This window comes from Agrobacterium sp. RAC06, assembly GCF_001713475.1.
Taxonomy (GTDB): Bacteria; Pseudomonadota; Alphaproteobacteria; order Rhizobiales; family Rhizobiaceae; genus Allorhizobium.
On the sequence record NZ_CP016499.1, the window covers coordinates 3,999,277 to 4,023,372 of the forward strand.

Genomic DNA, 24,096 nt, shown 5'->3' on the forward strand with positions numbered 1-24,096 from the left:
AAAAACAGGGGAACGGGATATGGCTGTGGTGGAACAGGCAACAGAAGCAAGCAGGGCGCCGGTACTGTCGGTGCGGGGTCTGACGACCTCGTTCAGGGTCGGCACCGAGTGGCGGTCTGTGGTGCGAAACATGGATCTCGACGTCGCCTCGGGAGAGACCGTGGCGATCGTCGGCGAATCGGGGTCGGGCAAGAGCGTGACCTCGCTGTCGATCATGCGGCTTCTGCCGGAATTGACGAGCCGCATCGCTGGGAGCGTCAAACTGGAGGGGCGAGAGCTTCTGACGCTCGATGCCGAGCAGATGCGCCAGGTGCGCGGCAACCAGATCTCGATGATCTTTCAGGAGCCGATGACCTCGCTCAATCCGATCTTTCCGATCGGCAAGCAGATAGCCGAGGCCATCACGTGCCATCGCGACATCTCCAATGCAGAGGCAAAGACCGAGGTCTTGCGGCTGCTCGACCGCGTCCGTATCCCGAACGCCAAGAACCGCTTCGATGAATATCCGCACCAGTTCTCAGGCGGCATGCGTCAGCGCGTGATGATCGCCATGGCGCTCGCATCCCGGCCGAAGCTGCTGATCGCCGACGAGCCGACCACCGCGCTTGACGTCACCATCCAGGGCCAGATCCTCGACCTGATCAAGACGCTTCAGGACGAGGAGGGCATGGCGGTGCTCTTCATCACCCATGACATGGGTGTGGTGGCCGAAGTGTCGGACCGGACCATCGTCATGTTCCGCGGCGAGGCCGTGGAAACGGGGACGACGGACGACATCTTCAATCGTGGCCAACATCCCTATACGCGCGCATTGCTGTCCGCCGTTCCGAAGCTCGGATCCATGGGCGGGCGGGAGCGGCCGATGCGTTTCCCGGTCATCGATATCAAGACCGGGGCCACGCTGGTGCCGGAGGCGGAAGCCGGAGTTCCGGAAAAAGCGAGCCAACCACTGCTGGAGGTGAAAAACCTCACCACCCGCTTCGACATCCGGTCCGGCCTGTTCGGGCGCAAGAGCGGCGCTGTGCATGCGGTCGAAAACGTCTCCTTCACCCTCAAGCCGGGTGAAACCTTGTCCCTGGTCGGCGAATCGGGTTGCGGCAAGTCCACAACCGGCCGCTCGATCACCCGGCTGGTTGAGCCGACTTCGGGTCAGATCACGGTCGACGGTTACAATGTTGGAAGCCTCGACGAGGCTTCGCTCCGGCGCATGCGTCGCAGCATCCAGATGGTCTTCCAGGATCCCTTCGCCAGTCTCGATCCGCGCATGAGCGTAGGGCAGGCGGTGATGGAGCCTTTCGTCGAACACAAGCTCGGTTCGAAAGCCGAAGCGCGCGACAAGGCCGCAGACCTCCTGGAGCGGGTGGGGCTCTCGGCCGACATGATGCCGCGTTATCCACATGAGTTCTCGGGCGGTCAGCGCCAGCGCATCGCGATTGCCCGCTCGCTGATGCTCGATCCGAAGATCATCGTCGCCGACGAAGCGGTCTCGGCGCTGGACGTGTCGATCAAGGCGCAGGTCTGCAATTTGCTGCTCGATCTGCAGCAGAGCTTCAACCTCGCCTATCTCTTCATCAGCCACGACATGGCAGTCGTGGAGCGGGTCAGCCACCGGGTCGCCGTGATGTATCTCGGCGAGATCGTCGAGATCGGTCCGCGTCAGGCCGTCTTCGACAATCCGCAGCATCCCTACACGAAAAAGCTGATGGCGGCGGTGCCGGTGCCGGATCCGGCGCGACGCAAGCTCAAGCGCAATCTGTCGACCGACGAGATCAAGAGCCCCATTCGGCCCGCGGGCTACCAGCCGCCTGCGCGCCAGTACCGGGAAGTGAGCGAGGGGCATCTCGTCCAGGTGTGAGAGACTGTTCCTGCCGGCCTTTTTCCCGTGTTCTGAGGTGGGTGCTTATGGGGAGGGCGCGTCGCCGAAGCCGACAAGGGTCACGTGTGCCGTCCAGTCATATTTCGTCGCATCGACGATCTGTGGACGCGGGTGGGCGAAGCCGTGGTAGAGCAGGGGGAAACACCGCGTGATGCTTTCGCCCGGCGCCAGAGCCTGATTATGACGGAGAGTACCGCGATAGGCGGTGCCGGCTCTTTCCGCCTGCTGTCCGATCAGGTCAAAGGCAATGCGGTTGACCATGTCGCCGGAAGAATTGGTGAGTGTTGCAGCCAGCGGCAGGGCCGGATCAAGGCAAGTCTCGCCGTCGGCTCCGACATCCACTGTGACGGCCGAGACAGCGCCTCTCTGGCTTCTCGACTGATTATCGCTGAAGATCCAGATCACGGTGCCGACGACAGCGATCACGCCGGTCAGCGCGATCGCCCAAGGGCGGCGCCTGAGATAAAGCTCTATCAGCAGCAAGGCTACGGCGGCCGTAACGACAAAAGCCATCAGGACAAGCCTGCTTCGATCACATGTTCCATTTCCTAAAGATAAGGTCCGAGACAAGAAAGGCAACCTGGCGCGGCTTGCCTTGGAGTTGCCGCTTGCCTCCGCTAGGCATGCAGCACTAACGTTCCAACCCAGACTCTGACGCAGACAGGTGCATCATGCTGATTTCGCTCTATCAAATGCAGCCGCTTTCCGGCGATGTTCCGGGCAATATCGGCAAGATTGCCCAAGCTGCCATGGCGGCGGCAGAAATGGGCGCGGAGCTTCTTGTCACGCCCGAACTCGGCACCAGTGGATACGCACTCGGTTCGCAGTTCAAGGAAGTGGCGGAAGGGCGCGATGGTTTGATCATTGGCGCCTTGATGGAAATTTCGGCCGATTGCGGGCTTTCGATCTGCGCAGGTTTTCCCGAGCACGACGGCAATCAGGTGTTCAATTCCTCTGTGCTTGTCCGGCCGGACGGCAGCACGGAATTCTACCGCAAGAGCCATCTCTATGGCGACGGCGAACGGGCGGCTTTCGTGCCAGGCTCGGAGGCTCCGCATGTCTTCGATCTCAACGGTATCAAGACCGGAATGCTGATCTGCTACGACGTCGAGTTCCCGGAGAATGTAAGAACGCTGGCGCTGGCCGGTGCCGAATTGATCCTCGTGCCGACCGCGTTGCCGGAAGGCATCATAAGCCGACGCGTTGCCGATACGGTTGTACCGACACGTGCCTTCGAAAACGGCGTCTTCGTCATCTATGCCGATCTCTGCGGCGAGGAGAATGGGCTCACCTATGGCGGTCGGTCGGTGATCCTCGGGCCAGATGGCGACGAGCTGGCGCGGGCCGGTATGCGGGAGACGCTGCTTGTCGCCGAGATCGATCCCGCCGCCTATGACGACGCCCGGGCGCAAAACCCCTATCTCACCGACCGTCGGCCGGGCCTTTATCGCCTCAGCTGAGATTGCGCATTGCAGCGGCAGCTTCGGCCTCCTACATCACGGCTGTTGATGAAGGAGGCCACCGATGATCTTTGACGCTGCCGTGCTGTCGCTGCGCAATCTTTTTGCCCCGGAGACCCGCACGGTCTTCTGGAAGACGCTCGGCCTGACGATCCTCGTTTTGATCGGCCTGTGGTTCGGTCTGCGCGAGACTTTCATCGCCTTCATCATGCCTCTGGTCCAGGGCGTCGTCCCGGAACTGCCGGACTGGGCGGGCTGGCTCACCTTCATCTTCGGCATTCTGGCCAGCATCGGGCTGGCACTCGGGTTGGCACTCTTGCTGTCGCCGGTCACCGCGATCATTGCCGGTCTGTTTCTCGATGATGTCGCCGAAGTCGTGGAGAAGCGGGATTATCCCACCGACCCGCCGGGCAAGGCCATGCCGATGGGACAGGCGATCGTTGCCTCGATCAAGTTCTTCGGCGTGGTCGTCGTCGGCAACCTGATTGCGCTGATGCTGCTCTTCATCCCGGGCATCAACATTCTCGCCTTTTTCCTTGTGAACGGTTACCTGCTCGGCCGGGAATTCTTCGAGTTCGCCGCCATGCGGTTCCGCAGTGTCGAAGAGGCGAAACTTCTGCGTTCCCGCCATTCGGGCACCGTATTCATGGCGGGTCTCGTCATCGCGCTGTTTCTGGCCGTGCCGATCGTCAATCTGCTCACGCCGCTGTTCGCTGCCGGTTTAATGGTGCATCTGCACAAGGCGCTCGCCGCGCGGGACGTGGCTCTCGCCCGTTGAGCCTTATTCGACGGCGCTGATCGCCTGCGGCGGCAGCTCGACCAACGGTGCTGGCACGTCGCAAGTCTTTTCCGGCGACTTGCAGATATCGGCGATCACGCATTTCTCGCATTCGGGGCGCCGCGCCTTGCAACAGTAGCGCCCGTGCAGGATCAGCCAGTGATGGGCGTGGAAGAGGTATTCTTCTGGGATGATCCGCATCAGGATCTCCTCGATCTCATCCGGCGTCTTGCCGGGCGCGAGCTTGATGCGGTTGCCAATTCTCAGGATATGCGTGTCGACGGCCATTGTGGGTATGCCGAAGGCCATGGACATCACGACGTTTGCGGTCTTGCGGCCCACACCCGGCAGCGTCACCAGCTCCTCGCGAGTGCGCGGCACGACGCTGCCGAAGTCGTCGACCAGCTTCTGGCTGAGCGCGATGACGTTCTTCGCCTTGTTGCGATAGAGCCCAATCGTCTTGATGTAATCGCGGACCTTTTCCTCGCCGAGAGCAAGCATCTTCTCCGGCGTGTCGGCCACCTTGAACAGCGCCCGCGTCGCCTTATTTACTCCGGCGTCTGTTGCCTGGGCGGAGAGAGCCACGGCAACGACAAGCGTGAACGGGTTGACGTGTTCCAGCTCGCCCTTCGGCTCCGGCCTCTGGATCGAGAAGCGGCGGAAGATCTCTTCCAATTCGGCCTTTGAATAAGCCGTGCGACGGCGTGCCGCTGGCTTGCGACGGGTCGCAGGATTTGACTTTTTCAAAGTTTGGGTGCTGGATTTCGGCTTCGCTTCAGTCATGGAAAACCTATAGTCGGGCGTGGTGATGGAAGGCAATCTCGAGCAGGCGGCGGACCAGCCGATTTTCGCAGCGGAACTGACACCCTACCGGTCGCTCGGTCGCAAGGGGTATCGCATCCTGTTTGCCATCACCGGGACCGTGTGTCTCGTCCATGCGATCTTTTTCATGGCGACCGGTGCCTGGCCGATCGGTATCTTCTTCGGCATCGACTTCCTGCTGCTGTATGGCGCGTTCTGGCTGAACTATCGCTCTGCGCGGGCACGTGAAGAGGTGACGGTGTCTCGGACCAGTCTCTCAATCCGCAAGTTCACACCCGCCGGCCGGATGACCGAGCACAGCTTCAAGACGCTCTGGGCGCGGTTTTTCGTGCATCGCCACGATGAGTTTGGCATCACATCGATGGTGGTGAGCGGCGAGGGCCGCGGGACCGATGTCGGCTCCTTCCTCAACCCCGATGATCGCGAGAGTTTCGCCAAGGCCCTCACCGGGGCACTTGCTACGGCCAAGCAGCGGATCTGAGTGCCAGACATTACTGCAAGAAACGGGTGGCGTCGAAGGATTGCCCGTGGTGAAGTCCTGTTCAGATTGAGGATTTCGCCATGACGCTTGCGCAACAAATAAACCTTTCCGGCTCCACCGACATCACGCCGTCAGGTTCGGACTATGAGACCGTGCGGCAGGTAGTCGAGATGCTGACGCTCGACTACCAGAGCCAACCATCGCTGGAGGTGATCGCCGAGCGGCTGGGCCAGTCGCCGACGCAATTGCAGAAGACGTTCACCCGCTGGGCGGGCCTTTCCCCCAAGGCCTTCCTCCAGGCCGTGACGCTCGACCATGCCAAGCGGCTGCTGGGGCGCGAGGAATTGCCGCTGCTTGAGACGTCGCTTGAACTGGGTCTTTCCGGCCCCGGTCGCCTCCATGATCTCTTCGTCACTCATGAGGCAATGAGCCCCGGGGAGTGGAAGGCGCGCGGCGCAGGGCTGACCATCCGCTACGGCTACCATCCTTCGCCCTTCGGGCTGGCGCTTGTCATGATCACCGAGCGCGGGTTGGCGGGGCTCGCCTTTGCCGATGTCGGCGGCGAAGTCGCCTGTTTCGACGACATGGCGCAGCGCTGGCCGAATGCGCATTACGTCGAGGATATCGAGGCGACGGCGCCTTATGCGGCACGCGTCTTCCATCCGGAGCGCTGGTCTGCGGAAGAGCCCTTGCGCGTCGTGCTGATCGGCTCGGACTTCCAGATCAGAGTCTGGGAAAGCCTTCTCCAGATCCCGCTCGGCAAGGCCGTCACCTATTCCGACATCGCCCAAAAGATCGGTCAGCCGACGGCCAGCCGTGCCGTGGGTGCTGCCGTCGGCCGCAACCCGATCTCGTTTGTCGTGCCCTGCCACCGGGCACTTGGCAAGAGCGGCGCGCTGACCGGCTATCACTGGGGGCTGACCCGCAAGCGGGCCATGCTCGGCTGGGAGGCGGGGAAGGGGGGACTGTGACGCTTTTCGAAATTGCGCTTCTGTGAGAGGATGGATCATGCGCAATACAGTTCAACTCCCTGAAGACATCAGCCGCCGGATCGACAGCCTGGTGGAGTCCGGTTGCTTCGATCATGCGGATGATGTGCTTCGCGAAGGACTTCGGCTTGTCGAGGAGAAGGCTGCCGGCGAAGCGGCCAAAGTAGAGGCTTTGAGACAAGCCGCCGACCTGGGCTTCGCAGATTTGGACCAGGGGCGTTTCACCGACGTGCCGGTCGAAAAGCTGGCGGACCATATCGCGAGGATCGGTCGCGACGCTATCCGCCAGGCGGACAAGCGGGTGAGGGGCGATGGTTGAGGTCCGGCTTTCGACAGAAGCCGATGCCGACATCCTCGATATCCTAACCAGAACCTATGCTGACTTTGGCGGCGGCGCTCTGCTCCGCTATGAGTTTCTGATTGTCACTGCTCTCTCGGATCTCGCCGTCTCGAACTGGCGAAATGGCGTCGTGTCACGGCCTGAGCTTGGGCCTGGGATTCACAGCTACCATCTACGCCACAGCCGCGATCGGGCGCGCCATCCAAGTGGAATTGTTCGCCGGCCGCGACACTTCATACTCTATCGACATGTCATGGCAGAATTGATCGGTGTTGGACGCATCCTGCATGATGCGATGGAGGTGGAACGACACCTGCCACTGATCTATGGCGACGAATAGGCGACTTACGCAGTCGCCAGCCCCAACAACTCCCGCGCCGCCGCCTCATCGGTGATCAGCGTATTACACCCAATCCGCCGGATCGTCGCCCTGATGGCCTTGGCGCGATGCGCGCCGCCTGAGGACAGCACGATGTGCTTTGACTTTTTCAGCGTGTCCAAATCGACCGACATCACCCGCTCGTTGATCGGATGGGCAACCGAGTTCCCGTCCGCATCGAGGAAGTTGAACATGGTGTCGCAGACGCAGCCTGCGTCGACCAGCTCCATCAGGGTCTGATGGCTGATGAAGCCTTCGGAGAGCGAAGTGGAATGCGGGCCGATGTCGCCGCAGGAGACGATGGCGAGGTCGAGGTTCTCGGCGAGGTCGTAGATCGCCTTCAGTCCGCATTCCTCGATCAGTGCCCGCTTCGTCGTAACCGAATCGACGAGCAGGGGTGCGAGGAACATGTAGCATTCGGCGCCGAGCTGGCTTGCCAGCCGCCAAGTATAGTCGATCGGGTTGGTCTGGCGGACTGCCACGATCCCGCCGAGCAGCGAGACGACCTTACAGTTCTCCCGGCCGGGCGACCGGAAACCGGCGAGCGAAGCCGTCATGGTGCGGCCCCAGCCGACGCCGATCGTCATGTCGTTGGTGATGGCTTCGGTCAGGAACTGGCCGAGGGCGAGACCGACGGCTTTGGCGATCGAGGTGGCATCCTGGCTGTCCGACGAGGGCACGACAACGGCCTCGTCGAGGCCGTAGGCCTTTTCCAGCCGCACGGCGAGATCAACGCAGTCGGCGACGCCATCGCTGATCCAGATCTGGACCTCTGCTCGCTTTCGGGCTTCCTCCAGCATGCGGATGACCGTCGATCGGCTGATGCCGAGACGGTCGGCCACGTCCTTTTGTGTCAGGCCCTCGTTGTAATAGAGCCAGGCGGCGCGGATGCGCAGCGCGGCTGCGTCCGAAAGGGTGGTGTGGGTCTCGCGTCGGAGCTTGGCCAAGATCTCTCTCGAATGGGGAACTTCCAGCGGGCACTATCCGTTCTCATGGTACTTATGTCAAATTCAAAGGACATATGTCTTGACTTTGCCGTCTGCGGATGGCGATAGTCCGGGCAACGAGACCGGCGTGCAAATGCCGGTCCCCAACTCTTTTCGCGCAGCCGAAGGATAACCCGATGACCTCGAAACTCGAACAGCTTCGTTCCATGACGACCGTCGTCGCCGATACCGGTGACATCGAGGCCGTCCGCCGTCTGAAGCCTGTCGATTGCACAACCAATCCGTCGATCGTTCTGAAGGCGCTCGGCACCGACGCGTTCCAGGATGCGTTTCAGGAAGCCATCACCTGGGGCAAGGCCAAGGGTGGCCAGGATGATGCCGTTATCGGCGCGATTGCCGACCGCATGGCAATCTCCGTCGGTGCTGCCTTGGCCGAACTGGTTCCGGGCCGCGTATCGACCGAAGTCGACGCCGACCTCTCCTTCGACACCAAGGCATCGATCGACAAGGCCCACCAGATCATCGCCGGCTATAAGGAGCGCGGCATCGAGAAGGATCGCATCCTGATCAAGCTCGCCTCCACCTGGGAAGGCATTCGGGCTGCCGAAGTGTTGCAGAAGGAAGGCATCGACTGCAATCTGACGTTGCTCTTCTCCAAGGCCCAGGCGATTGCCTGCGCCGAAGCCAAGGTCTTCCTCATCTCGCCCTTCGTCGGCCGTATCCTCGACTGGTACAAAAAGTCGACCGGTGAGGACTACACGTCCGAAACCGATCCGGGCGTTGTCTCGGTGCGCTCGATCTACAACTACTACAAGGCGAACGGCATCAACACGATCGTCATGGGCGCCTCCTTCCGCAATGCCGGTGAAATCGAAGCGCTGGCCGGTTGCGACCGTCTGACGATCAGCCCGCAGTTGCTTGATGAGCTGAATGCGGACCAGGGCACGCTTGCTCGCGCGCTGTCGCCCGATACGGTCAAGGCCGAGCCGCATGTCTCGCTCGACGAGAAGGCCTTCCGCTGGGCGATGAACCAGGATGCGATGGCGACTGAGAAGCTCGCCGAAGGTATTCGCGGGTTTGCCAAGGATATGGATACGCTGCGTGGCCAGATCGCCAAGGCACTGGCTGCCTGATCAGGGAGCCGATCCGATACTCCGGAGTTGGGAAATGGCCGTGGCGCAAGCTGCGGCCATTTTTCATGTGTTCCAGACTGCTGGTACGCCTCCAGGGAGGAAGACCATGGCGATCATGACGGGCGGTTGCGCCTGCGGCAAAGTGCGGTTCGAAGCGGAGGGCGAGCCGGGTCGCGTCGGCATCTGCCACTGTCTCGACTGCCGCAAATACCATGGAGCCCCGTTCCACGCTTCGGCTATCTATCGCGATCATCAGGTGACGATCACCCGTGAGGCGCAGCTGTATGACGGCCGCTATTTCTCCGACCTGCGGCTCGCGGGTCTTCAATCAGAGCGGCGAGGAGGTGGAAGTGAATCTCGGATCGTTCGACGACATCAATGAGTTTCAGCCGAGCTACGAGCTTTGGACGATCCGATATGAGGACTGGCTGCCGGCATTTCCGGTGGCGCACCGATACGAGCGGGACCGGCCGGAAGAGGGGCGCGGGAAAGAGTGAAGCACGGGTCTCCTCGCGATCAAGATGAGGGAAAGTTGTGCGGTTCGCCTGCTGCGGCAGCATCGCATCAATCGCGGGTAAAGCATGTTTGATCCGACTCTGGGCTGCAGAAAATTCTGCCTTAATGATTGACGAAGGGTTAATTTCTGCGCCATATCACACGAATGACGCGCCTCAGAATCCGCATCGGATTCGCCGGGGCGAGGGGCGGGATTTTCCGGCTAGGGTCATTTTGATGGCGAGGGAAGCAGAGATCAGCTCTGCTGCATGATGCCCAATCCAACGCCAGGCTCTGCAGAGCCATGTTTTCACTGAGATTGCGTCCGCAACAGTACTGCCAGATGTCGCGCGTTCTTCTATGCGCGCCTCGCAGGAACCGCGGGGCCATCGAGTCACCCTAAGGGGAGGCACGAGCCCTTTGTTTGGCCGCATTGCGTTTTTTTGAACAACAAGTCATTAGGGCGGGCGTTGATGGCTACGATTATTCCTTCAGTGAGTATCAGTCAGATCAGGACGCTGGCGACCTCGGCCATAGCGGCATTTACCAGCGAAGACGTCAATGCGCTCAGCTCCGCGCAGATCGCCGCATTGTCGTCGAAACAGATTTCTGCCTTCCAGACAGACGATTTTGACGGGCTTTCATCCAGTCAGCTGCGTGCGGTCTCGGTCGCTGCGGTGCGCGGCTTGACCATCGATCAGCTCGCTGTCATCGACAGTGCCAAGATCATCGGGCTCCAGAGCCGTCAGCTGGGTGCGCTTTCTTCCGCCCAGATTAGAGCGCTTTCGCCCGAACAGTTCGATGCCCTGTCGACGTCCCAGCTGGCAGCGCTGACCAGCGTGGCGCTTGCCAGTCTCGAAACGGAGGATATCGCGACCCTTACCTCCACAGAGCTTTCCGCTCTGTCCACGCGCGCTCTATCCGGTCTGTCCTCAGCCAATTTCGCCGTGCTCACAAGCAGTCAGCTCTCCGGGCTGACCACAGCTCAGATCGCGTCTCTGTCCACCACTGTGATTGCTGGCCTGACCAGTGGCCAGATCGACGGTCTCTCCGCGCTGCAGGTCTCGGGTCTAACCTCGCGCCAGATTCCGGTGCTGACCACGCATGTAATCGCCTCCTTCGATACTGACCAGATTGCCGCCCTGAAGAGCAGTGCGGTGGCGGCCCTGTCGTCGGGACAGGTGGCAGCACTTTCGACGCAGCAGGTCGAGGTGTTGACGACCGGCCAGCTTGCCGCGCTCACGTCCGCCGGGATCAAAGGCCTCGGTTCTGATGATATCGATGTGCTGTCTGCGGATGATGTCGCCGCTATCGCGACGCGAAGCCTGGCTGGCCTTTCGGTCGACGTCTTTGCGTCACTCGGTTCCGAACAACTTACAAGCCTGGCCTCAGGCAAAATCGCTGCCTTGACCACGGCGCAGATCGCATCCCTGACTTCTGACCAGGTCAATGGTCTGACCCCCGCCCAGCTTTCCGGTCTGTCGAGCGCTCAAGTGAACGCGCTCAACTCTGGTACACTGCTTTCGTTCAGCACACTGCAGATCAGCGGCCTGTCCACTCGCGTGATCGCCATGCTGGGGTCAGCCAAGATCGCTGCGCTCGACAGCGCGCAGGTCGCTGCTCTCTCGACCTTGCAGATTGCCGCCCTGTCCTCGGCGGGCGTGGCCGGGCTCGGTATCGATGATCTCGCGACCTTTTCCTCGACTGAATTTGCAGCCCTGAATTCCCGTGCGCTGCAGGGGCTGTCCGCAGTCCAGATCGCAAGCCTGCTATCGGCTCAGCTGAGTGCTCTTTCCACCGGTCAGATCGCGAGCCTGAAGACCGCTCAAGTGGCTGCGCTCGACAGCAATCAGATCGGCGCTTTAAGTACCGGCCAGATCGCGGCGCTTAACTCCGCTCAGGTTGTTGCACTCGGCAGCGTCAATATCACCACTCTTTCGACAGAGCAGGTGGCAGCACTGAACAGCCGCGCCGTCAGTGCGCTTACCAGCGCACAACTCGATGCGATGACGAGCGACCAGATCGAGGCGCTGACGTCCGCTCAGATTGCAGCCCTGTCGTCGAGTGACGTTGCGGCTCTGTCGTCCGACGACTTGGAAACGTTCTCCACCATCGAGTTTGCCGCACTCAGTTCCACCGCCATCACTGGCATCTCCACGGCTGTCATTGGTAACCTCTCGACCACGCTGATTGCCGCGATGAACACGCGCGCCGTTGCAGCACTCAGTTCAGCGCAGATTGCCGCCATGACCTCGGCGCAGATCGCCGTCCTGTCGAGCGCCCAGATTGCAGCACTGTCTTCGACTTCGGTCGCCGCGCTCGGGGCCGATGACCTCTCGACCTTCGAGTCTGTCGACATTGCCGCCCTGCAGCCCCGTTCGCTCGCGGGACTGACGACCAGCGCGTTCGCCGCATTGACCTCAAGCCAGCTCATTGCACTTACCTCGGCCCAGATTGCAGCCCTTTCGGCCGCCATTGTCGGGTCGCTGAGCGCCAGTCAGCTGGATTCCTTCACCACGGACCAGATCGCGATCATGTCTTCTGGCCAGATCGCGGCGCTTTCGAATGATGCCCTTGCGTCGCTCGACACGGCGCAGATCAGGTCGATTAGTACCCGTGGCATCGCAGCTCTGACGTCACAACAGGTGGCTGCCCTGAGCACGGCGACGTTCGATGCCCTGACATCCGCGCAATTGGGTGCGCTGAGTTCCTCGGCTATCCGCGCCCTGACGGTCGGCGCTCTCGGGACCCTGACGTCTTCCGAGATCGCCGAACTGCCCTCCCGTGTTATCGAGGCGCTTTCGACCAGCGGCATAGCGGCTCTCACATCTGACCAGATTTCCAGCCTGACCGGCGTCCAGGTTGCTGCCCTGACAACGGCGCAAATCGATGTCCTGACCAGCGATCAGATCGACGCCCTTTCCACGGAAGCCGTCGCCGGCCTCACCAGCACCCAGCTTCGGTCGCTGACGCCCGAGCAGTTCGGTTCTCTGTCCACCGACCAGATGCAATCCTTAAGCACGCGTGCACTCGCTGACCTTGGCAGCACTCTCTGGGCTGCGGTCGCCACTGCGGAATTTGCGGCCCTTTCGACCTCGCAGCTGGCAGCGCTCGGCAGCGCGGCGCTCGGTAGTGCCCAGCTCGATACGCTAACCTCTTCGGAACTCGCTGTACTGAGCACCCGGACCATTGCCTCCATCACACCAACATCTTTCACGACACTTGATACCGCCCAGCTCGCGGGGCTCACATCCGCGCAGGCCGCAGCGCTGACCACGGCGCAGATCGCCGGCCTGACCAGCGCGCATTTTGACGGTATGACGGCTGCCGCAATCGGTGCTCTGACCAGTACGCAACTGCGGGCACTCACGACGGATACATTCGGCTCGCTCTCCACAAGCCAGGTGGCCGCGATCAACACCCGCGCCTTTGCTGGCCTCGAGTCCGCGCAGATAACGGCGTTGTCCTCCGAGCAGATCGGTTCTCTGACCACAGCCCTGTTGGCATCGCTCTCCAGTGGGGCTATCGCCGGCCTCACGACAGAAGACCTTGATGTGCTCGAATCGACCGATATCGCCGCCATCAGTTCGCGAGCGATTGCGGGACTGTCGACGGCGAACGTCGCAGCCCTCGACAGCGCTCAGCTTGGTGGATTGACCACGGCGCAGGTGAGTTCGCTGACGACAGCTCAGGTCCGGGCCCTCACGTCGGACCAAATCGTCAGCTTCTCGAGCGGCCAGTTCTCAGCTCTGACGTCTGCGCAAATCCGCAACCTGTCGACTAACAGCATCGTCGCATTGGGCACTGATAAAGTCGCCGCGCTGAACTCGCGGATTATCGGTGCGCTGTCCACCGAGCAACTTGTTGCCATGACCACGGCACAGATCGAGGCTCTGACCCCTGCTCAGGTTGGCGCCCTCGGTTCGGCCGCGATCCGTGCCCTCGAAGGTGCAGACCTGCAGCTCTTCTCCACGGAAGACATAGCCGCCATTGGCACGTCGGCAATTTCCGGCCTGTCGACCGAAGATATCGATGATCTCAGCACCGCCCAACTCCTTGCTTTGACGGCTCCGCAGGTTCAGGCAATGAACGACTCCCAGCTGGCGGCGGTGATCGCTGCTTATCAGGAGATCTGAGCCAGTAGATCAGGAATTGCCGCTCAGGGCCTTCTCGGCCTCGGGAAGGGATCGATGATGATCTCCAGTTCGAAGGACGGATTTCGCACGTCGTCCGGCGGCGCGAAGCCGCTTTCCTCGAGCAAAAACCGTCCATCGACCCAGCCTGAAATGCGGGGACGGTCGACGGTGGCGATGCGGCACCAGTAGCCACCACGACTGTCGCGGCAAGAGAGGCGCTCGATCGGCTGGCCCTCGTCGAGCGCGTGGATGACCCGGAAATTCGGTCCGGCGCCGGAATAGACGGCAAGGCTCTGGCCAGGGGGCAGGCCGCGGACATGCCAGAGATAGGTGTCTGTCAGCGCTCCGCCGCCATCGAGGTTTGGAGCGGGGATGACTTGCGGTTCCTGAGCATGCGCGATCAGGTCGGCACCTGCCATCCAGGCGAATGCAGTCAGGATCATCATCGTGGCGCGGTGGTGCATGCGGGGCTCCCTGAAGTGCTCAGCACCATACCGGCGGCGGCGTGATGCCGCTACCGCTTTGCTGTGTCAGGGTAAATGCCAACAGCCAAAAGGGAAGGGGCCACCGAGATGACCCCTTCCCCTTATCGCCCTCAGGCCCCTGCAAAGCTCAATGCGCAATCATCACATGGCGGACGGTCGTGTAGTCTTCCAGCGCATAGACCGACATGTCCTTGCCATAACCCGACTGCTTCATGCCGCCATGGGGCATTTCGTTGCAGAGCATGAAGTGGGTGTTGATCCAGGTGCAGCCGTAACGCAGCTTGGCGGCAGTCTGCATGGCGCGAGAGATGTCCTTGGTCCAGACGGAGGAGGCAAGGCCGTAGTCGCTGTCGTTTGCCCAGGCGACGGCCTGTTCGGCTTCGGTGAAGCGGGTGACGGAGACGACGGGGCCGAAGACTTCGCGGCGGACGATTTCGTCGTCTTGCGTCGCGCCGGCAATGACTGTTGGCGTGTAGAAGAAGCCCTTGTCGGAGCCGAGCTTGCCGCCGGTCACGACTTCCATGTGCTTGTGTTCGGCGGCGCGGGTGACGAAGCTTTCGACGCGGTCGCGCTGGCGCTTTGAGATCAGCGGGCCGATCTCGTTTTCAGCATCGTCGGCCTGGTTGAACTTGATGGTGGAGACGGCGCTCGCGAGATCGGCAACGAAGCGGTCGTAGATCTTGTCGGCGGCGTAAATGCGGCAGGCGGCGGTGCAGTCCTGGCCGGCATTGTAATAGCCGAAGGTGCGGATGGCTGAGACGACGGCGTCGATATCGGCATCGTCATGGACGATGACCGGGGCCTTGCCGCCGAGCTCCAGATGTGTGCGCTTCACCGTCTTGGCGGCTGCCGTCATGATCTTCTTGCCGGTGGCGATATCGCCGGTGATCGACAGCATCTGGATTTTCGGATTGTTGATCAGCGCGTTGCCGACGCTCTCGCCGCGGCCGAGAATGACATTGACCACGCCTTCGGGCAGGATGTCGGCCATGACCTTGGCGAGCTTGAGGGCCGTCAGCGGCGTCTGCTCGGAGGGCTTGAAGACGATGGTGTTGCCGCCGGCCAGCGCCGGTGCGAGCTTCCAGGCCATCATCATCAGCGGGTAATTCCAGGGCGCAATCGAGCCGATGACGCCCACGGCATCGCGGCGGATCATCGAGGTGAAGCCTGGCAGGTATTCGCCGGAGACCGGGGCCTGCAGCGTGCGGATTGCACCGGCAAAGAAGCGGTAGCAATCGACGATCGCCGGGATTTCATCGTTGAGCACGGCGTTGATCGGCTTGCCGCAGTTGAGGCTTTCCAACGCTGCGAAGGCGGCTGCGTCTTTTTCGATCACGTCGGCGATCGCCAGCAGGTAGCCGGCGCGCTGGCCGGGCGTCGTCTGCGACCAGGAAACGAAGGCGCCTTCGGCAGCGTCAACGGCCGCCTCGACCTGAGCGAGCGAGGCTTCGGGGAGATCGACGATCAATTCGCCGGTCTTGGGGTTCAGGATCTTCTCGTCCGTCTCTGTGCCGGCTTCGAGCTTGGCGCCGATCAGCATCTGGGTGTCCATGTCGTTCTCCCTTGTATCAGACTTCATTTGCGAGACCGCGCGGCCGTTGCTGCACGGGTTCGATGGTTCATTTGCCGCTGCCCGCGATCTGGTCGGTATCGCGGGTCAGATAATAGGCTGCCAGGATCGGCAGGAAAGTGACGATCACGACGATCATCGCGACCACATTGGTCACCGGGCGCTGGCGTGGGCGGATCAGTTCTTCCAGCATCCAGATCGGCAGGGTCGACTGCTGGCCGGCGGTAAAGGTGGTGACGATGACCTCGTCGAAGGAGAGCGCAAAGGCAAGCATGCCACCGGCCAGAAGCGCCGTTGCGATGTTCGGCAGGATCACATGGCGGAAGGTCTGGAAACCATCGGCGCCAAGATCCATCGAGGCCTCGATCAGCGAGCCGGAGGTGCGGCGGAAGCGGGCGACGGCGTTGTTGTAGACAACGACGACGCAGAAGGTGGCGTGGCCGAGAATGATCGTCCAGAAGGTGAAAGGGATGTCCGCCAGCGAGAAGGCCGAGCGGAGCGCAATGCCGGTGATGATGCCGGGTAGTGCGATCGGCAGGATGACGAGCAGCGAGATCACTTCTCGACCGAAGAATTTCGTCCGCGCGACGGCTGCGGCGGCGAGCGTGCCGAGTACCATGGCAATGACGGTTGCGATGCTCGCGACCTTGACCGAGAGTGTAAGCGCTTCCCAGATATCCGGGCGGTTCCAGGCGACGGCAAACCATTTCGTGGTGAAGCCCGGCGGTGGCCACTGGAAGCTCTTTTCCTCCGTCGTGAAGGCATAGACGAAGATCAAGAGGATCGGCAGATGCAGGAAGGCAAGGCCGAGGCCCGCGGCGATCTTGAGCGACAGGCCCGCGGATTGGGAGCGGTCAGAGCGCATCGAAGGCCCCCATGCGTTTTGCGATGGTCAAGTAAATGCCCATGATGACGATCGGCACCACCGAGAAGGCGGCGGCAAGCGGGATATTGCCGGCGGTACCCTGCTGGGCATAGACGGCCTGGCCGATGAAGAGCCGCGAGGTGCCGACGATCTGCGGGATGATGTAATCGCCCATGGTCAGCGAGAAGGTGAAGATCGAGCCGGCGACAATGCCGGGCAGCGCCAGCGGAAAGAGCACATGGCGGAAGGTCTGGCGGCTATCGGCGCCGAGATCGCCCGAGGCTTCGATCAGGTTGCCGGGCACACGTTCAAGGGCCGCCTGGGTCGGCAGGATCATGAACGGCAGCCAGACATAGACGAAGACGATGAAGGTGCCGAGATAGCTGATCGACAGGGAATTGCCGCCGATGACGGGGATGGCGAGCAGTCCATCGAGTAGCCAGGTCAGATGCAGCTTGGCGAAGATCCAGGTGAGGATGCCTTCCTTGGCGAGGATCAGCTTCCAGGCATAGACCTTGACGAGATAGCTCGACCAGAGCGGCAGCATGATGCCGAGATAGAAGACGGCCTTCCAGCGGCCTTTGGCATAACGTGCGGCGTAATAGGCGATCGGGAAGGCGATGACGGCGGAAGCGAGCGTAACAGCGGCCGACATCAGCAGCGTGCGCAGGATGATGTCGAAATTGGCCGGGCGCAGCAGTTCGCCATAGGTCGCCAGCGTGAACTCGTAATTGATCAGGCCGGAGAATTCATCGATCGAGAAGAAGCTCTGCAGAAGCAGTGCCACCAGCGAGCCGACATAGATGATGCCGAGCCAGAGCAGGGGCGGCACCAGCATCAGCACCAGCAGCAGGTTGGGACGCCGCCAGAACAGATCCGAGAGCCGCCCCATCAGGCCCTGACGGCCAGGGGTGATGGCAGATGTGGAGATCGCCGTCATGCGCCGGCCTCCATGTAATGTGGGTCGGCAGGCGACCAGACGATGCGGATGCTTTCGCCTGTTTGAGGCGCGGCTTGGCCGGCGGGTAGCGAGATGGTGAGTGCGGCCACTGCCGTTTCGACGAAGAGCTTGGTCGAGGCGCCGAGGAAGCTGGTCGAGCGCACGGTCGCCTCGATGCCACCTTCCGAGACGATGCGGATGGCTTCGGGGCGTAGGCTTGTCCAGCGGGCCTCGCCGCCCAGCGCCTTCATCGCTTCGGGCGCAATCACATTCGAAGAGCCGACGAAATCGGCAACGAAGCGGGTGCGGGGGCGGCTGTAGATCTCGTACGGGGTGCCGGCCTGGACGATCTTGCCGTCATTGAAGACGGCAACGCGGTCGGCCATGGACAGCGCTTCGCCCTGATCATGGGTGACGAAGACAAAGGTGATGCCGAGCGAGCGCTGCAGGCTTTTCAGCTCCTCCTGCATCTGTTCGCGCAGCTTCAGGTCCAGCGCGCCGAGTGGCTCATCGAGCAGCAGAACCTTGGGCTTGTTGACGAGAGCGCGGGCCAGCGCCACGCGCTGCCGCTGGCCGCCGGAAAGCTGGCCGGGCTTGCGGGCGCCGTAGCCGGGGAGCTTTACCATCTCCAAGGCTTTCTCTGCCTCGCGGTGGCGCTCGGCTTTGGCGACGCCCTTGACCATCAGGCCATAGGCGACGTTGTCGAGAATGTTGAGGTGGGGGAAGAGGGCATAGTCCTGGAAGACCGTGTTGACGTTGCGCCGATAGGGCGGCACGCCCTCGGCAGTTTCGCCGAAGATCTCGATATGGCCCGCGGTCGGCTGTTCGAAGCCGGCAATCAGGCGCAGGCAGGTCGTCTTGCCGGAACCTGAAGGGCCGAGCATGGCGAAGAATTCGCCTGGCTCGACGGTCAGGTCGACGGCATCGACGGCTTTCACGCTGCCGAAATGGCGCGAGACCTTCGAGAAGGAGACGGCTGCGGTCATGGGGACTCCAGAGGTATGTGAGGTGTGCCGCCGACAGGCGGCCTCTTCTCCCCAGCGGGGAGAAGTGCCGAGCATAGCGAGGCGATGAGGGGGGCCGAAGGCCAGGAGGCCCCACGAGAGGCTAGAGGCTTCGCCTCCCCCTCATCCGGTCCTGCGGACCACCTTCTCCCCGCTGGGGAGAAGGGGAAACGATCACCGTCCGCCGATTACGCCGATATAGTCGGAAACCCAGCGGTGGTAGGGGACGCATTCGCCCTGGCTTTCGCACTTGGAGACCGGGGTTTTCCAGAACTTGATCTTCTCGAAGTTCTCGAAGCCATTGTTCTTGCAGCCGTCATCGGTCAGGAGCGCATTGCCCTTGCAGGCTGATGGAACCGAGGGAACCGTGCCGAACCAGGCGGAGACGTCACCCTGGACCTTGGGCGAGAGCGAATGCTCCATCCACATATAAGCGCAGTTCGGGTGCTCGCTCTCGGCATGCAGCATGGTCGTGTCGGCCCAGCCGGTGACGCCTTCCTTCGGGAAGACAGAGGCGACGGGCTGGTCGGCCTTCAGGAGGTTGACCTGGAAGGGCCAGGATCCGGAGGCAACCACGCCTTCGTTCTTGAAATCGTCGATCTGGATGAAGGCGTCGTGCCAGTAGCGGCTGACCAGCGTGCGCTGGACGCGCAGGAGGTCAAGGGCTGCCTTGTACTGGTCTTCGTTCAGCTCGAAGGGGTCCTTGATGCCAAGTTCCGGCTTGTGGAACATCAGGTAGTTGGCAGCATCAGCGACATGGATCGGGCCGTCATAGGCCTGGACGCGACCCTTGTTCGACTTGCCGTCGGCGAGCGTCATCTCTTCGAAGACGACGTTCCAGCTGTCGGGGGCTTTGTCGCCGAAGGCCTTGGTGTTGTACATCAAGACGTTCGGGCCCCAGACGTAAGGCGTGCCGTAATGGACGCCGTCCTTGGTGTGCCAGGGGGCGTTCTGCAGGCGCTCGTCGATGGTGCTCCAGGAGGGGATGAGGGCCGTGTTGATCGGCTGGACGCGCTTGCCGGCCACGAGGCGCAGCGATGCATCGCCCGAGGCGGTGACGAGGTCAAAGCCGCCTTCGTTCATCAGGGCGACCATTTCATCCGAGGTGGCGGCGGTCTTCACCGAGACCATGCAGCCGGTTTTCTTCTCGAATTCGGTGACCCAGTCGAAATTCTTGTCGGTTTCGCCGCGCTCGATATAGCCGGCCCAGGCGACGATGGAGAGTGCGCCTTCGCCGGCTCCGAGTGCCTGCAAAGGCTCCTGGGCGACAGCAGCGGTGGTCATACTCAAGATGGAGGCGAGGACAGTGCAAGACTTCAAAAGAGATTTCATCGCGAGGTCTCCCGGTTGTGAGGGCCGCGTTTTGCGGCTTTATGTTCCCGGAAAGAAAGTTGCCGCGAATTAACCGCATTCGCAAATTCATTCGTCAGAATGCCGGTATCGGTTTTTCCGATGGCGGCGGATTTTCTCCTGGTTCGTGGGGATGCCCCTCATCCCCCTGCCGGGACCTTCTCCCCGCAGGCGGGGAGAAGGGAGCACGACGCTGCCGCATCGGCCTTCTCCCCGTTCACGGGGAGAAGGTGGCGGCAGCCGGATGAGGGGCAATCACTACACTTCACCTGACCCGCCCACTGCGGCTCGCCTCAGCGATCCCCACGAAATCCCGCGCGGATTGCGGCAGGCTCGAGCCCTTCCGCCAGACCATGCCGACCTGCACCACCGGAAGCGCGCCGGAGACGTCGCGGCTTTCGATGCGGTCGCCTTCCAGCGACCAGGGGCGGTAGACGAGGTCGGGGAGGAGCGCCACGCCGGCGCCGGTGGCGACGAGACTGCGGACGGCTTCAACCGATCGGGTGCGGAAGGCAACATGCGGGCGGGCGCCGAGCGCCGACAGGAGCTTGCCGGTGTTCTCCTCGATTTCGTCCACTGTCAGCATGATCAGCGGTTCTCGTGTGATGTCGGCAATCGAGATGATGTCGGCGGAGACGAGCGGGTGGCCAATGGGCAGCCACAGACGGTAGGGCGAGGTTTCCAGGATCTCGGCCTGCAGCGCCATGCGGTCGCGCAGGTTGGAGATCACCATGACGGCGACATCGAGTTCGCCGCCGATCAGCAGGTGTTCGAGATAGGAGCCGTTGTCCTCGATCGCGGAGACTTCGACGCCCGGGCAGGCGCGGCGGTAGCGGGCCAGCAGATCTGACAGCACGTAGCCGGCGACGAGCGAGGTGACGCCGATGTTGAGCGTGCCGCCGGTGCTGTTCTGGGTCTCGGTGAAAACGTTGCGGGCATCGGAGACATCGGCCAGAATCTTCGTTGCGTGGCGCAGAAACTGGTGGCCGTTATAGGTGATCGTCAGGCCGCGTGGGTGGCGCTCGAAGAGTTCGACGCCGAGATCGCCCTCGAGTTCCTTGATCGCCTCGGTGACGGAAGACTGGGAGATCAGCAGGTTTTGGGCAGCGCGCGTCACCGACCCCTGTTCGGCAACGGCGACGAAATACTGCAACTGACGGAGGGTGAAGGCCATGAGCTTATGAAGCACGGCGCCCGTCTGGAGGCAAGCTGATCGAAAGGCGCCAGGCGAAGGGTTGTCAGGTTACACGGCAGCTTTGCAAAACTGCACTAGGCAACACGCGGCCAAGGTGTAGGATTGCATGGCCCGCGCCGTTGGTTCGCCCACGGATCCTTCCTCGTGCAAAGCATTTTCGTCCCATGAAATCGACGCCGCTCGGCTATCTCTTCACCTTTCTCGCATTTTCCGTCTTTGCCATTCAGGACGGCCTTTCCAAGCATCTCGGCGAGACCCACTCGCCGGTTCAGGTGGCCATGGTGCGCTACTGGGCCTTTGTCGCCTTCGCGCTGTTCCTGGCGATGCGGTCGTCCGGTGGCCTGAGCGTCGCGGTCAACACGAAGCGGCCGTTTCTGCAGGTCCTCAGGGGCCTCATTCTCTTCTTGCAGATCCTGATCTCGATCGTCGCCTTTACCCAGGTGGGGCTGGCGCAGAGCCAGGCGATCTTCGCGGCCGGGCCGATTTTCGTGGCACTCCTCTCCATGCCCATCCTCGGCGAAAAGGTCGGCTGGCGGCGCTGGACCGCGATCCTTTTCGGCCTTGTCGGCGTCGTCATCATGCTTGCGCCCAGCGGTGACGGCTTCAATAGCTATATCTGGCTGCCGTTGATCTGCGCCGTGCTCGGCGCGATCTACGGGATTGCCACACGTCTCGTCAGTCGCGACGACCAGCCGTCGACGAGTTTCTTCTATCTGGCGATCGTCGGGTTCATCGGCTCGAACCTGCTCGGTCCTTTCTTCTGGACGCCGTTCACGCCGGTGGGATGGGGCCTGATGTTAGCGCTGTGTTGCACCGGTATCATCGGGCATCTTTCGCTGATCAAAGCCTATGAAAACCTCGATGCCGTGATCGTCCAGCCGATCTCCTATTGGCAGCTTGTGCTGGGTGCTATGATTGCGGTCACCGTGTTTGGCGAAGTGCTGCGCTGGAACACGGTGGTCGGCGCCGTGATCGTTGTCGGCGCCGGCCTCTTCACGGTCTGGCGGGAATGGGTGGTGTCGCGCCGTGCCAAGCGCGCCGAGGAAGAGGCACGGGTATGATATGCTGCGGAGGTCTTATTCCTCCTCAGCGATCTCTTTCAGTTCTTCCAACCCAACCGGTGCGATCGGGCGGAAGTCCAGGCCATAGACACGGCTTGCGCAATCGCGCTTCACCCTTTCGATCTGCGCCTTCTCGCCCCGGATGCGGGCGCGCAGGAGCGGGTCGCGGGTGCCTGTGATTGCCATCGACTTGTTGACCACCCAGCCATAGGGCGCGATGCCTGCGCGACGCAGGTCGTCCTGCAGGGCTGATGCTTCCGAGACCGGTGTCGTCTCCGGCAGCGTGACGAGCAGGACGCGCGTAAAGGCGGGGTCCTGCAGGCGCATCAGCGGGGTCACCATGCGCCCGGGAGCATTGTCGTCCATGTGGCGTGTCATCTGGCGGTGATAGGCGCCTGTTGCATCGAGCAGCAGCAGCGTGTGGCCTGTCGGGGCCGTGTCGATGACCACGAAGTTAGAGCGCGCTTCGCCGACGACGCGGGAGAAGGCGTGGAAGACGGCGACTTCCTCCGTGCAGGGCGAGGCGAGATCCTCGCGCAGCAAGGCCTGGCCGGCGTCATCGAGATCCCGGCCCTTGGTGGACATGATCTTGTCGATGTAACGGGCCGTCTCTGCCTCTGGGTCGATGCGATCGACCGTCAGGCCGGGCATGGCGTTGGCGCCGACGACGAAGGACAGGTGGGCTGCCGGGTCTGTCGTGGTGAGATGGACCGTATGGCCGCGGGCGGCGAGCCCGACGGCGACGGCTGCGGCAACGGTGGTCTTGCCCACACCGCCCTTGCCCATGACCATCACGAGGCCCTTGCCGCTTGCCGCGATTTCGTCGACCAGCGTCGAGAGACGCGGGAGGTCTGGACTTTCGAAGGTGTCGTCTGCGGTATCGGCAGGAGGCGTGAGAGCCGTTTCGGACAGCAATCCGCGCAGGGCGTCGAGCCCCACCATGTCGAAGGATTTCAGCCCCACTTCGTCGCGGGGGAGCGATGCCAGTGCGGGCGGCAGGTCGGTCAGCGCCTTTGTCTGTTCTGCCGCGAAGGCTGTGGCCACAGGGTCTTTCGGATCTGATGGTGTGAAGCGGCCGTTGACAGCAAGCATCTGGTTGGAGAGGCCGAGTTCGGAGAGTTCTCCGGCGGTCCGGGCCGCTTCGCGGATCGCGCCGCGATCGGCGCGGGTGACGAGCACGATCGTGGTGCGGGCGGGATCGCCGAGGCATTCCAGTGCCGTGCGGAAGCGGTCCTCCTGCATTTTTAAGCCTGAATGGGGCCCAAGGCAGGAGGCGCCGCGTTCGTTGGCCTCCAGGAAACCGGTCCAGGCCTTGGGCAGGCTGAGGAGCCGCAGCGTGTGGCCGGTTGGGGCCGTGTCAAAGATAATGTGGTCGAAGCGTGGGTCGTCATCGGCGAGCAGGCCGACGAATTCGTCGAAGGCGGCAATCTCGGTGGTGCAGGCGCCGGAGAGCTGTTCGCGCACGGTGGCGCGATCCTTGTCGGTGGCTTCAGGTCCCATCTGGCTGAGTACGCGCAAACGGTAGTCTTCGGCCGCGGCTTCAGGATCAATGTTCATCGCGGACAGGCCTGACACTCCCGGCACCGGTGTCGGATCGCTGCCAAGGGTCACGCCCAGCATCTCGTCGAGATTGGAGGCGGGGTCGGTGCTCACAAGCAGGATCTTCAGTCCCTGATCGGCGAGCGCAATGGCGGTCGCGCAGCTGAGCGACGTCTTGCCGACGCCACCCTTGCCGGTGAAGAAGAGGTGGCGGGTGGGTTTCTGAAGCAGTTTCATCGTCGACATGGGTA

General features: G+C 62.2%; 21 protein-coding genes and 1 pseudogene. 11 read left to right on the top strand and 11 right to left on the bottom strand.

Annotated elements, in window-relative coordinates; genetic code table 11:
• Positions 1-19 precede the first annotated feature (19 nt).
• Positions 20-1,855, top strand: coding sequence for an ABC transporter ATP-binding protein (locus tag BSY240_RS18980; RefSeq protein ID WP_069043351.1), 1,836 nt, complete (start codon positions 20-22; stop codon positions 1,853-1,855).
• A gap of 45 nt (positions 1,856-1,900) precedes the next feature.
• Here the strand turns inward: BSY240_RS18980 and BSY240_RS18985 are convergent, their stop codons facing one another.
• Entirely contained in the window at positions 1,901-2,389 is a 489-nt protein-coding gene (locus tag BSY240_RS18985) for a hypothetical protein (RefSeq protein ID WP_069043352.1), read from the bottom strand.
• Between the two features lie 158 nt (positions 2,390-2,547).
• Here BSY240_RS18985 and BSY240_RS18990 point away from each other — a divergent pair, with 158 nt between their 5' ends.
• Both BSY240_RS18990 and BSY240_RS18995 read left to right on the top strand, forming a co-directional pair.
• Entirely contained in the window at positions 2,548-3,336 is a 789-nt protein-coding gene (locus BSY240_RS18990) for a carbon-nitrogen hydrolase family protein (protein WP_083229677.1), read from the top strand.
• 64 nt (positions 3,337-3,400) lie between these two features.
• A complete protein-coding gene (locus BSY240_RS18995) occupies positions 3,401-4,114 on the top strand; it encodes a sulfate transporter family protein (RefSeq protein ID WP_069043354.1) in 714 nt (237 codons plus the stop codon).
• A gap of 3 nt (positions 4,115-4,117) precedes the next feature.
• Here the strand turns inward: BSY240_RS18995 and nth are convergent, their stop codons facing one another.
• Positions 4,118-4,897, bottom strand: a complete 780-nt coding sequence (gene nth, locus BSY240_RS19000; protein WP_069043355.1) for an endonuclease III — start codon at positions 4,895-4,897, stop codon at positions 4,118-4,120.
• 25 nt (positions 4,898-4,922) lie between these two features.
• Between nth and BSY240_RS19005 the strand changes: the two genes are divergently transcribed.
• The 4 genes from BSY240_RS19005 to BSY240_RS19020 all read left to right on the top strand — a co-directional run bounded on the left by BSY240_RS19005 (position 4,923) and on the right by BSY240_RS19020 (position 7,086).
• Positions 4,923-5,417 carry a DUF2244 domain-containing protein gene (locus BSY240_RS19005; RefSeq protein WP_069043356.1) on the top strand — a complete coding sequence of 165 codons (495 nt, stop codon included), beginning with the start codon at positions 4,923-4,925 and terminating at the stop codon, positions 5,415-5,417.
• Positions 5,418-5,497: 80 nt separating this feature from the next.
• On the top strand, positions 5,498-6,388 hold the full coding sequence (locus BSY240_RS19010; RefSeq protein WP_069043357.1) for a methylated-DNA--[protein]-cysteine S-methyltransferase: 891 nt from the start codon (positions 5,498-5,500) through the stop codon (positions 6,386-6,388).
• A gap of 37 nt (positions 6,389-6,425) precedes the next feature.
• Positions 6,426-6,725 carry a ribbon-helix-helix domain-containing protein gene (locus BSY240_RS19015; RefSeq protein ID WP_069043358.1) on the top strand — a complete coding sequence of 100 codons (300 nt, stop codon included), beginning with the start codon at positions 6,426-6,428 and terminating at the stop codon, positions 6,723-6,725.
• The gene (locus tag BSY240_RS19020) at positions 6,718-7,086 is read left to right on the top strand and encodes a type II toxin-antitoxin system RelE/ParE family toxin (protein ID WP_069043359.1); all 369 of its coding nucleotides are present in this window, start codon (positions 6,718-6,720) and stop codon (positions 7,084-7,086) included. Before BSY240_RS19015 ends, BSY240_RS19020 begins: the two co-directional genes overlap by 8 nt.
• Positions 7,087-7,091: 5 nt before the next feature.
• On the opposite strand, the gene BSY240_RS19025 is transcribed toward BSY240_RS19020, so the two are convergent.
• Complete coding sequence (locus BSY240_RS19025) at positions 7,092-8,072, bottom strand: sugar-binding transcriptional regulator (protein ID WP_069043360.1); 981 nt, start codon at positions 8,070-8,072, stop codon at positions 7,092-7,094.
• A gap of 176 nt (positions 8,073-8,248) precedes the next feature.
• Between BSY240_RS19025 and tal the strand changes: the two genes are divergently transcribed.
• The 3 genes and pseudogenes from tal (at position 8,249) to BSY240_RS19040 (ending at position 13,836) form a co-directional block, all read left to right on the top strand.
• Complete coding sequence (tal, locus tag BSY240_RS19030; protein ID WP_069043361.1) at positions 8,249-9,205, top strand: transaldolase; 957 nt, start codon at positions 8,249-8,251, stop codon at positions 9,203-9,205.
• A 106-nt stretch (positions 9,206-9,311) separates the two neighbouring features.
• Positions 9,312-9,702 (top strand): annotated as a pseudogene (locus BSY240_RS19035) (GFA family protein).
• Positions 9,703-10,173: 471 nt separating this feature from the next.
• Positions 10,174-13,836, top strand: coding sequence for a beta strand repeat-containing protein (locus BSY240_RS19040; RefSeq protein WP_150127502.1), 3,663 nt, complete (start codon positions 10,174-10,176; stop codon positions 13,834-13,836).
• Positions 13,837-13,859: 23 nt separating this feature from the next.
• Here BSY240_RS19040 and BSY240_RS19045 read toward each other — a convergent pair whose 3' ends face one another.
• From BSY240_RS19045 to BSY240_RS19075, 7 genes are all read right to left on the bottom strand, one after another.
• Positions 13,860-14,300: an SH3 domain-containing protein gene (locus BSY240_RS19045; protein ID WP_236759283.1), complete on the bottom strand. Its 441-nt coding sequence runs from the start codon at positions 14,298-14,300 to the stop codon at positions 13,860-13,862.
• A 148-nt stretch (positions 14,301-14,448) separates the two neighbouring features.
• Positions 14,449-15,873 carry a gamma-aminobutyraldehyde dehydrogenase gene (locus BSY240_RS19050; RefSeq protein ID WP_069043363.1) on the bottom strand — a complete coding sequence of 475 codons (1,425 nt, stop codon included), beginning with the start codon at positions 15,871-15,873 and terminating at the stop codon, positions 14,449-14,451.
• Between the two features lie 67 nt (positions 15,874-15,940).
• Complete coding sequence (locus BSY240_RS19055) at positions 15,941-16,756, bottom strand: ABC transporter permease (RefSeq protein ID WP_069043364.1); 816 nt, start codon at positions 16,754-16,756, stop codon at positions 15,941-15,943.
• A complete protein-coding gene (locus tag BSY240_RS19060; protein WP_069043365.1) occupies positions 16,746-17,696 on the bottom strand; it encodes an ABC transporter permease in 951 nt (316 codons plus the stop codon). Before BSY240_RS19060 ends, BSY240_RS19055 begins: the two co-directional genes overlap by 11 nt.
• Positions 17,693-18,682, bottom strand: coding sequence for an ABC transporter ATP-binding protein (locus tag BSY240_RS19065; protein ID WP_069043366.1), 990 nt, complete (start codon positions 18,680-18,682; stop codon positions 17,693-17,695). Before BSY240_RS19065 ends, BSY240_RS19060 begins: the two co-directional genes overlap by 4 nt.
• Before the next feature lie 192 nt (positions 18,683-18,874).
• Positions 18,875-20,032: an ABC transporter substrate-binding protein gene (locus tag BSY240_RS19070; protein ID WP_069043367.1), complete on the bottom strand. Its 1,158-nt coding sequence runs from the start codon at positions 20,030-20,032 to the stop codon at positions 18,875-18,877.
• A 283-nt stretch (positions 20,033-20,315) separates the two neighbouring features.
• Positions 20,316-21,224, bottom strand: coding sequence for a LysR substrate-binding domain-containing protein (locus tag BSY240_RS19075; protein WP_054150229.1), 909 nt, complete (start codon positions 21,222-21,224; stop codon positions 20,316-20,318).
• A gap of 185 nt (positions 21,225-21,409) precedes the next feature.
• Between BSY240_RS19075 and BSY240_RS19080 the strand changes: the two genes are divergently transcribed.
• Positions 21,410-22,306 (top strand): DMT family transporter, encoded by an 897-nt coding sequence (locus BSY240_RS19080; RefSeq protein WP_069043368.1) that lies wholly within the window; start codon positions 21,410-21,412, stop codon positions 22,304-22,306.
• A gap of 15 nt (positions 22,307-22,321) precedes the next feature.
• Here the strand turns inward: BSY240_RS19080 and arsA are convergent, their stop codons facing one another.
• Positions 22,322-24,091 (bottom strand): arsenical pump-driving ATPase, encoded by a 1,770-nt coding sequence (gene arsA / locus BSY240_RS19085; protein WP_069043369.1) that lies wholly within the window; start codon positions 24,089-24,091, stop codon positions 22,322-22,324.
• Between the last annotated feature and the right edge of the window lie 5 nt (positions 24,092-24,096).

Bases quoted from the DNA above. Each gene is read 5' to 3' on its own strand.
- BSY240_RS18980 (WP_069043351.1), top strand. From the start codon at position 20: ATGGCTGTGGTGGAACAGGCAACAGAAGCAAGCAGGGCGCCGGTACTG.
- BSY240_RS18985 (WP_069043352.1), bottom strand. From the start codon at position 2,389: ATGGCTTTTGTCGTTACGGCCGCCGTAGCCTTGCTGCTGATAGAGCTT.
- BSY240_RS18990 (WP_083229677.1), top strand. From the start codon at position 2,548: ATGCTGATTTCGCTCTATCAAATGCAGCCGCTTTCCGGCGATGTTCCG.
- BSY240_RS18995 (WP_069043354.1), top strand. From the start codon at position 3,401: ATGATCTTTGACGCTGCCGTGCTGTCGCTGCGCAATCTTTTTGCCCCG.
- nth (WP_069043355.1), bottom strand. From the start codon at position 4,897: ATGACTGAAGCGAAGCCGAAATCCAGCACCCAAACTTTGAAAAAGTCA.
- BSY240_RS19005 (WP_069043356.1), top strand. From the start codon at position 4,923: ATGGAAGGCAATCTCGAGCAGGCGGCGGACCAGCCGATTTTCGCAGCG.
- BSY240_RS19010 (WP_069043357.1), top strand. From the start codon at position 5,498: ATGACGCTTGCGCAACAAATAAACCTTTCCGGCTCCACCGACATCACG.
- BSY240_RS19015 (WP_069043358.1), top strand. From the start codon at position 6,426: ATGCGCAATACAGTTCAACTCCCTGAAGACATCAGCCGCCGGATCGAC.
- BSY240_RS19020 (WP_069043359.1), top strand. From the start codon at position 6,718: ATGGTTGAGGTCCGGCTTTCGACAGAAGCCGATGCCGACATCCTCGAT.
- tal (WP_069043361.1), top strand. From the start codon at position 8,249: ATGACCTCGAAACTCGAACAGCTTCGTTCCATGACGACCGTCGTCGCC.
- BSY240_RS19040 (WP_150127502.1), top strand. From the start codon at position 10,174: ATGGCTACGATTATTCCTTCAGTGAGTATCAGTCAGATCAGGACGCTG.
- BSY240_RS19045 (WP_236759283.1), bottom strand. From the start codon at position 14,300: ATGCACCACCGCGCCACGATGATGATCCTGACTGCATTCGCCTGGATG.
- BSY240_RS19050 (WP_069043363.1), bottom strand. From the start codon at position 15,873: ATGGACACCCAGATGCTGATCGGCGCCAAGCTCGAAGCCGGCACAGAG.
- BSY240_RS19055 (WP_069043364.1), bottom strand. From the start codon at position 16,756: ATGCGCTCTGACCGCTCCCAATCCGCGGGCCTGTCGCTCAAGATCGCC.
- BSY240_RS19060 (WP_069043365.1), bottom strand. From the start codon at position 17,696: ATGACGGCGATCTCCACATCTGCCATCACCCCTGGCCGTCAGGGCCTG.
- BSY240_RS19065 (WP_069043366.1), bottom strand. From the start codon at position 18,682: ATGACCGCAGCCGTCTCCTTCTCGAAGGTCTCGCGCCATTTCGGCAGC.
- BSY240_RS19070 (WP_069043367.1), bottom strand. From the start codon at position 20,032: ATGAAATCTCTTTTGAAGTCTTGCACTGTCCTCGCCTCCATCTTGAGT.
- BSY240_RS19075 (WP_054150229.1), bottom strand. From the start codon at position 21,224: ATGGCCTTCACCCTCCGTCAGTTGCAGTATTTCGTCGCCGTTGCCGAA.
- BSY240_RS19080 (WP_069043368.1), top strand. From the start codon at position 21,410: ATGAAATCGACGCCGCTCGGCTATCTCTTCACCTTTCTCGCATTTTCC.
- arsA (WP_069043369.1), bottom strand. From the start codon at position 24,091: ATGTCGACGATGAAACTGCTTCAGAAACCCACCCGCCACCTCTTCTTC.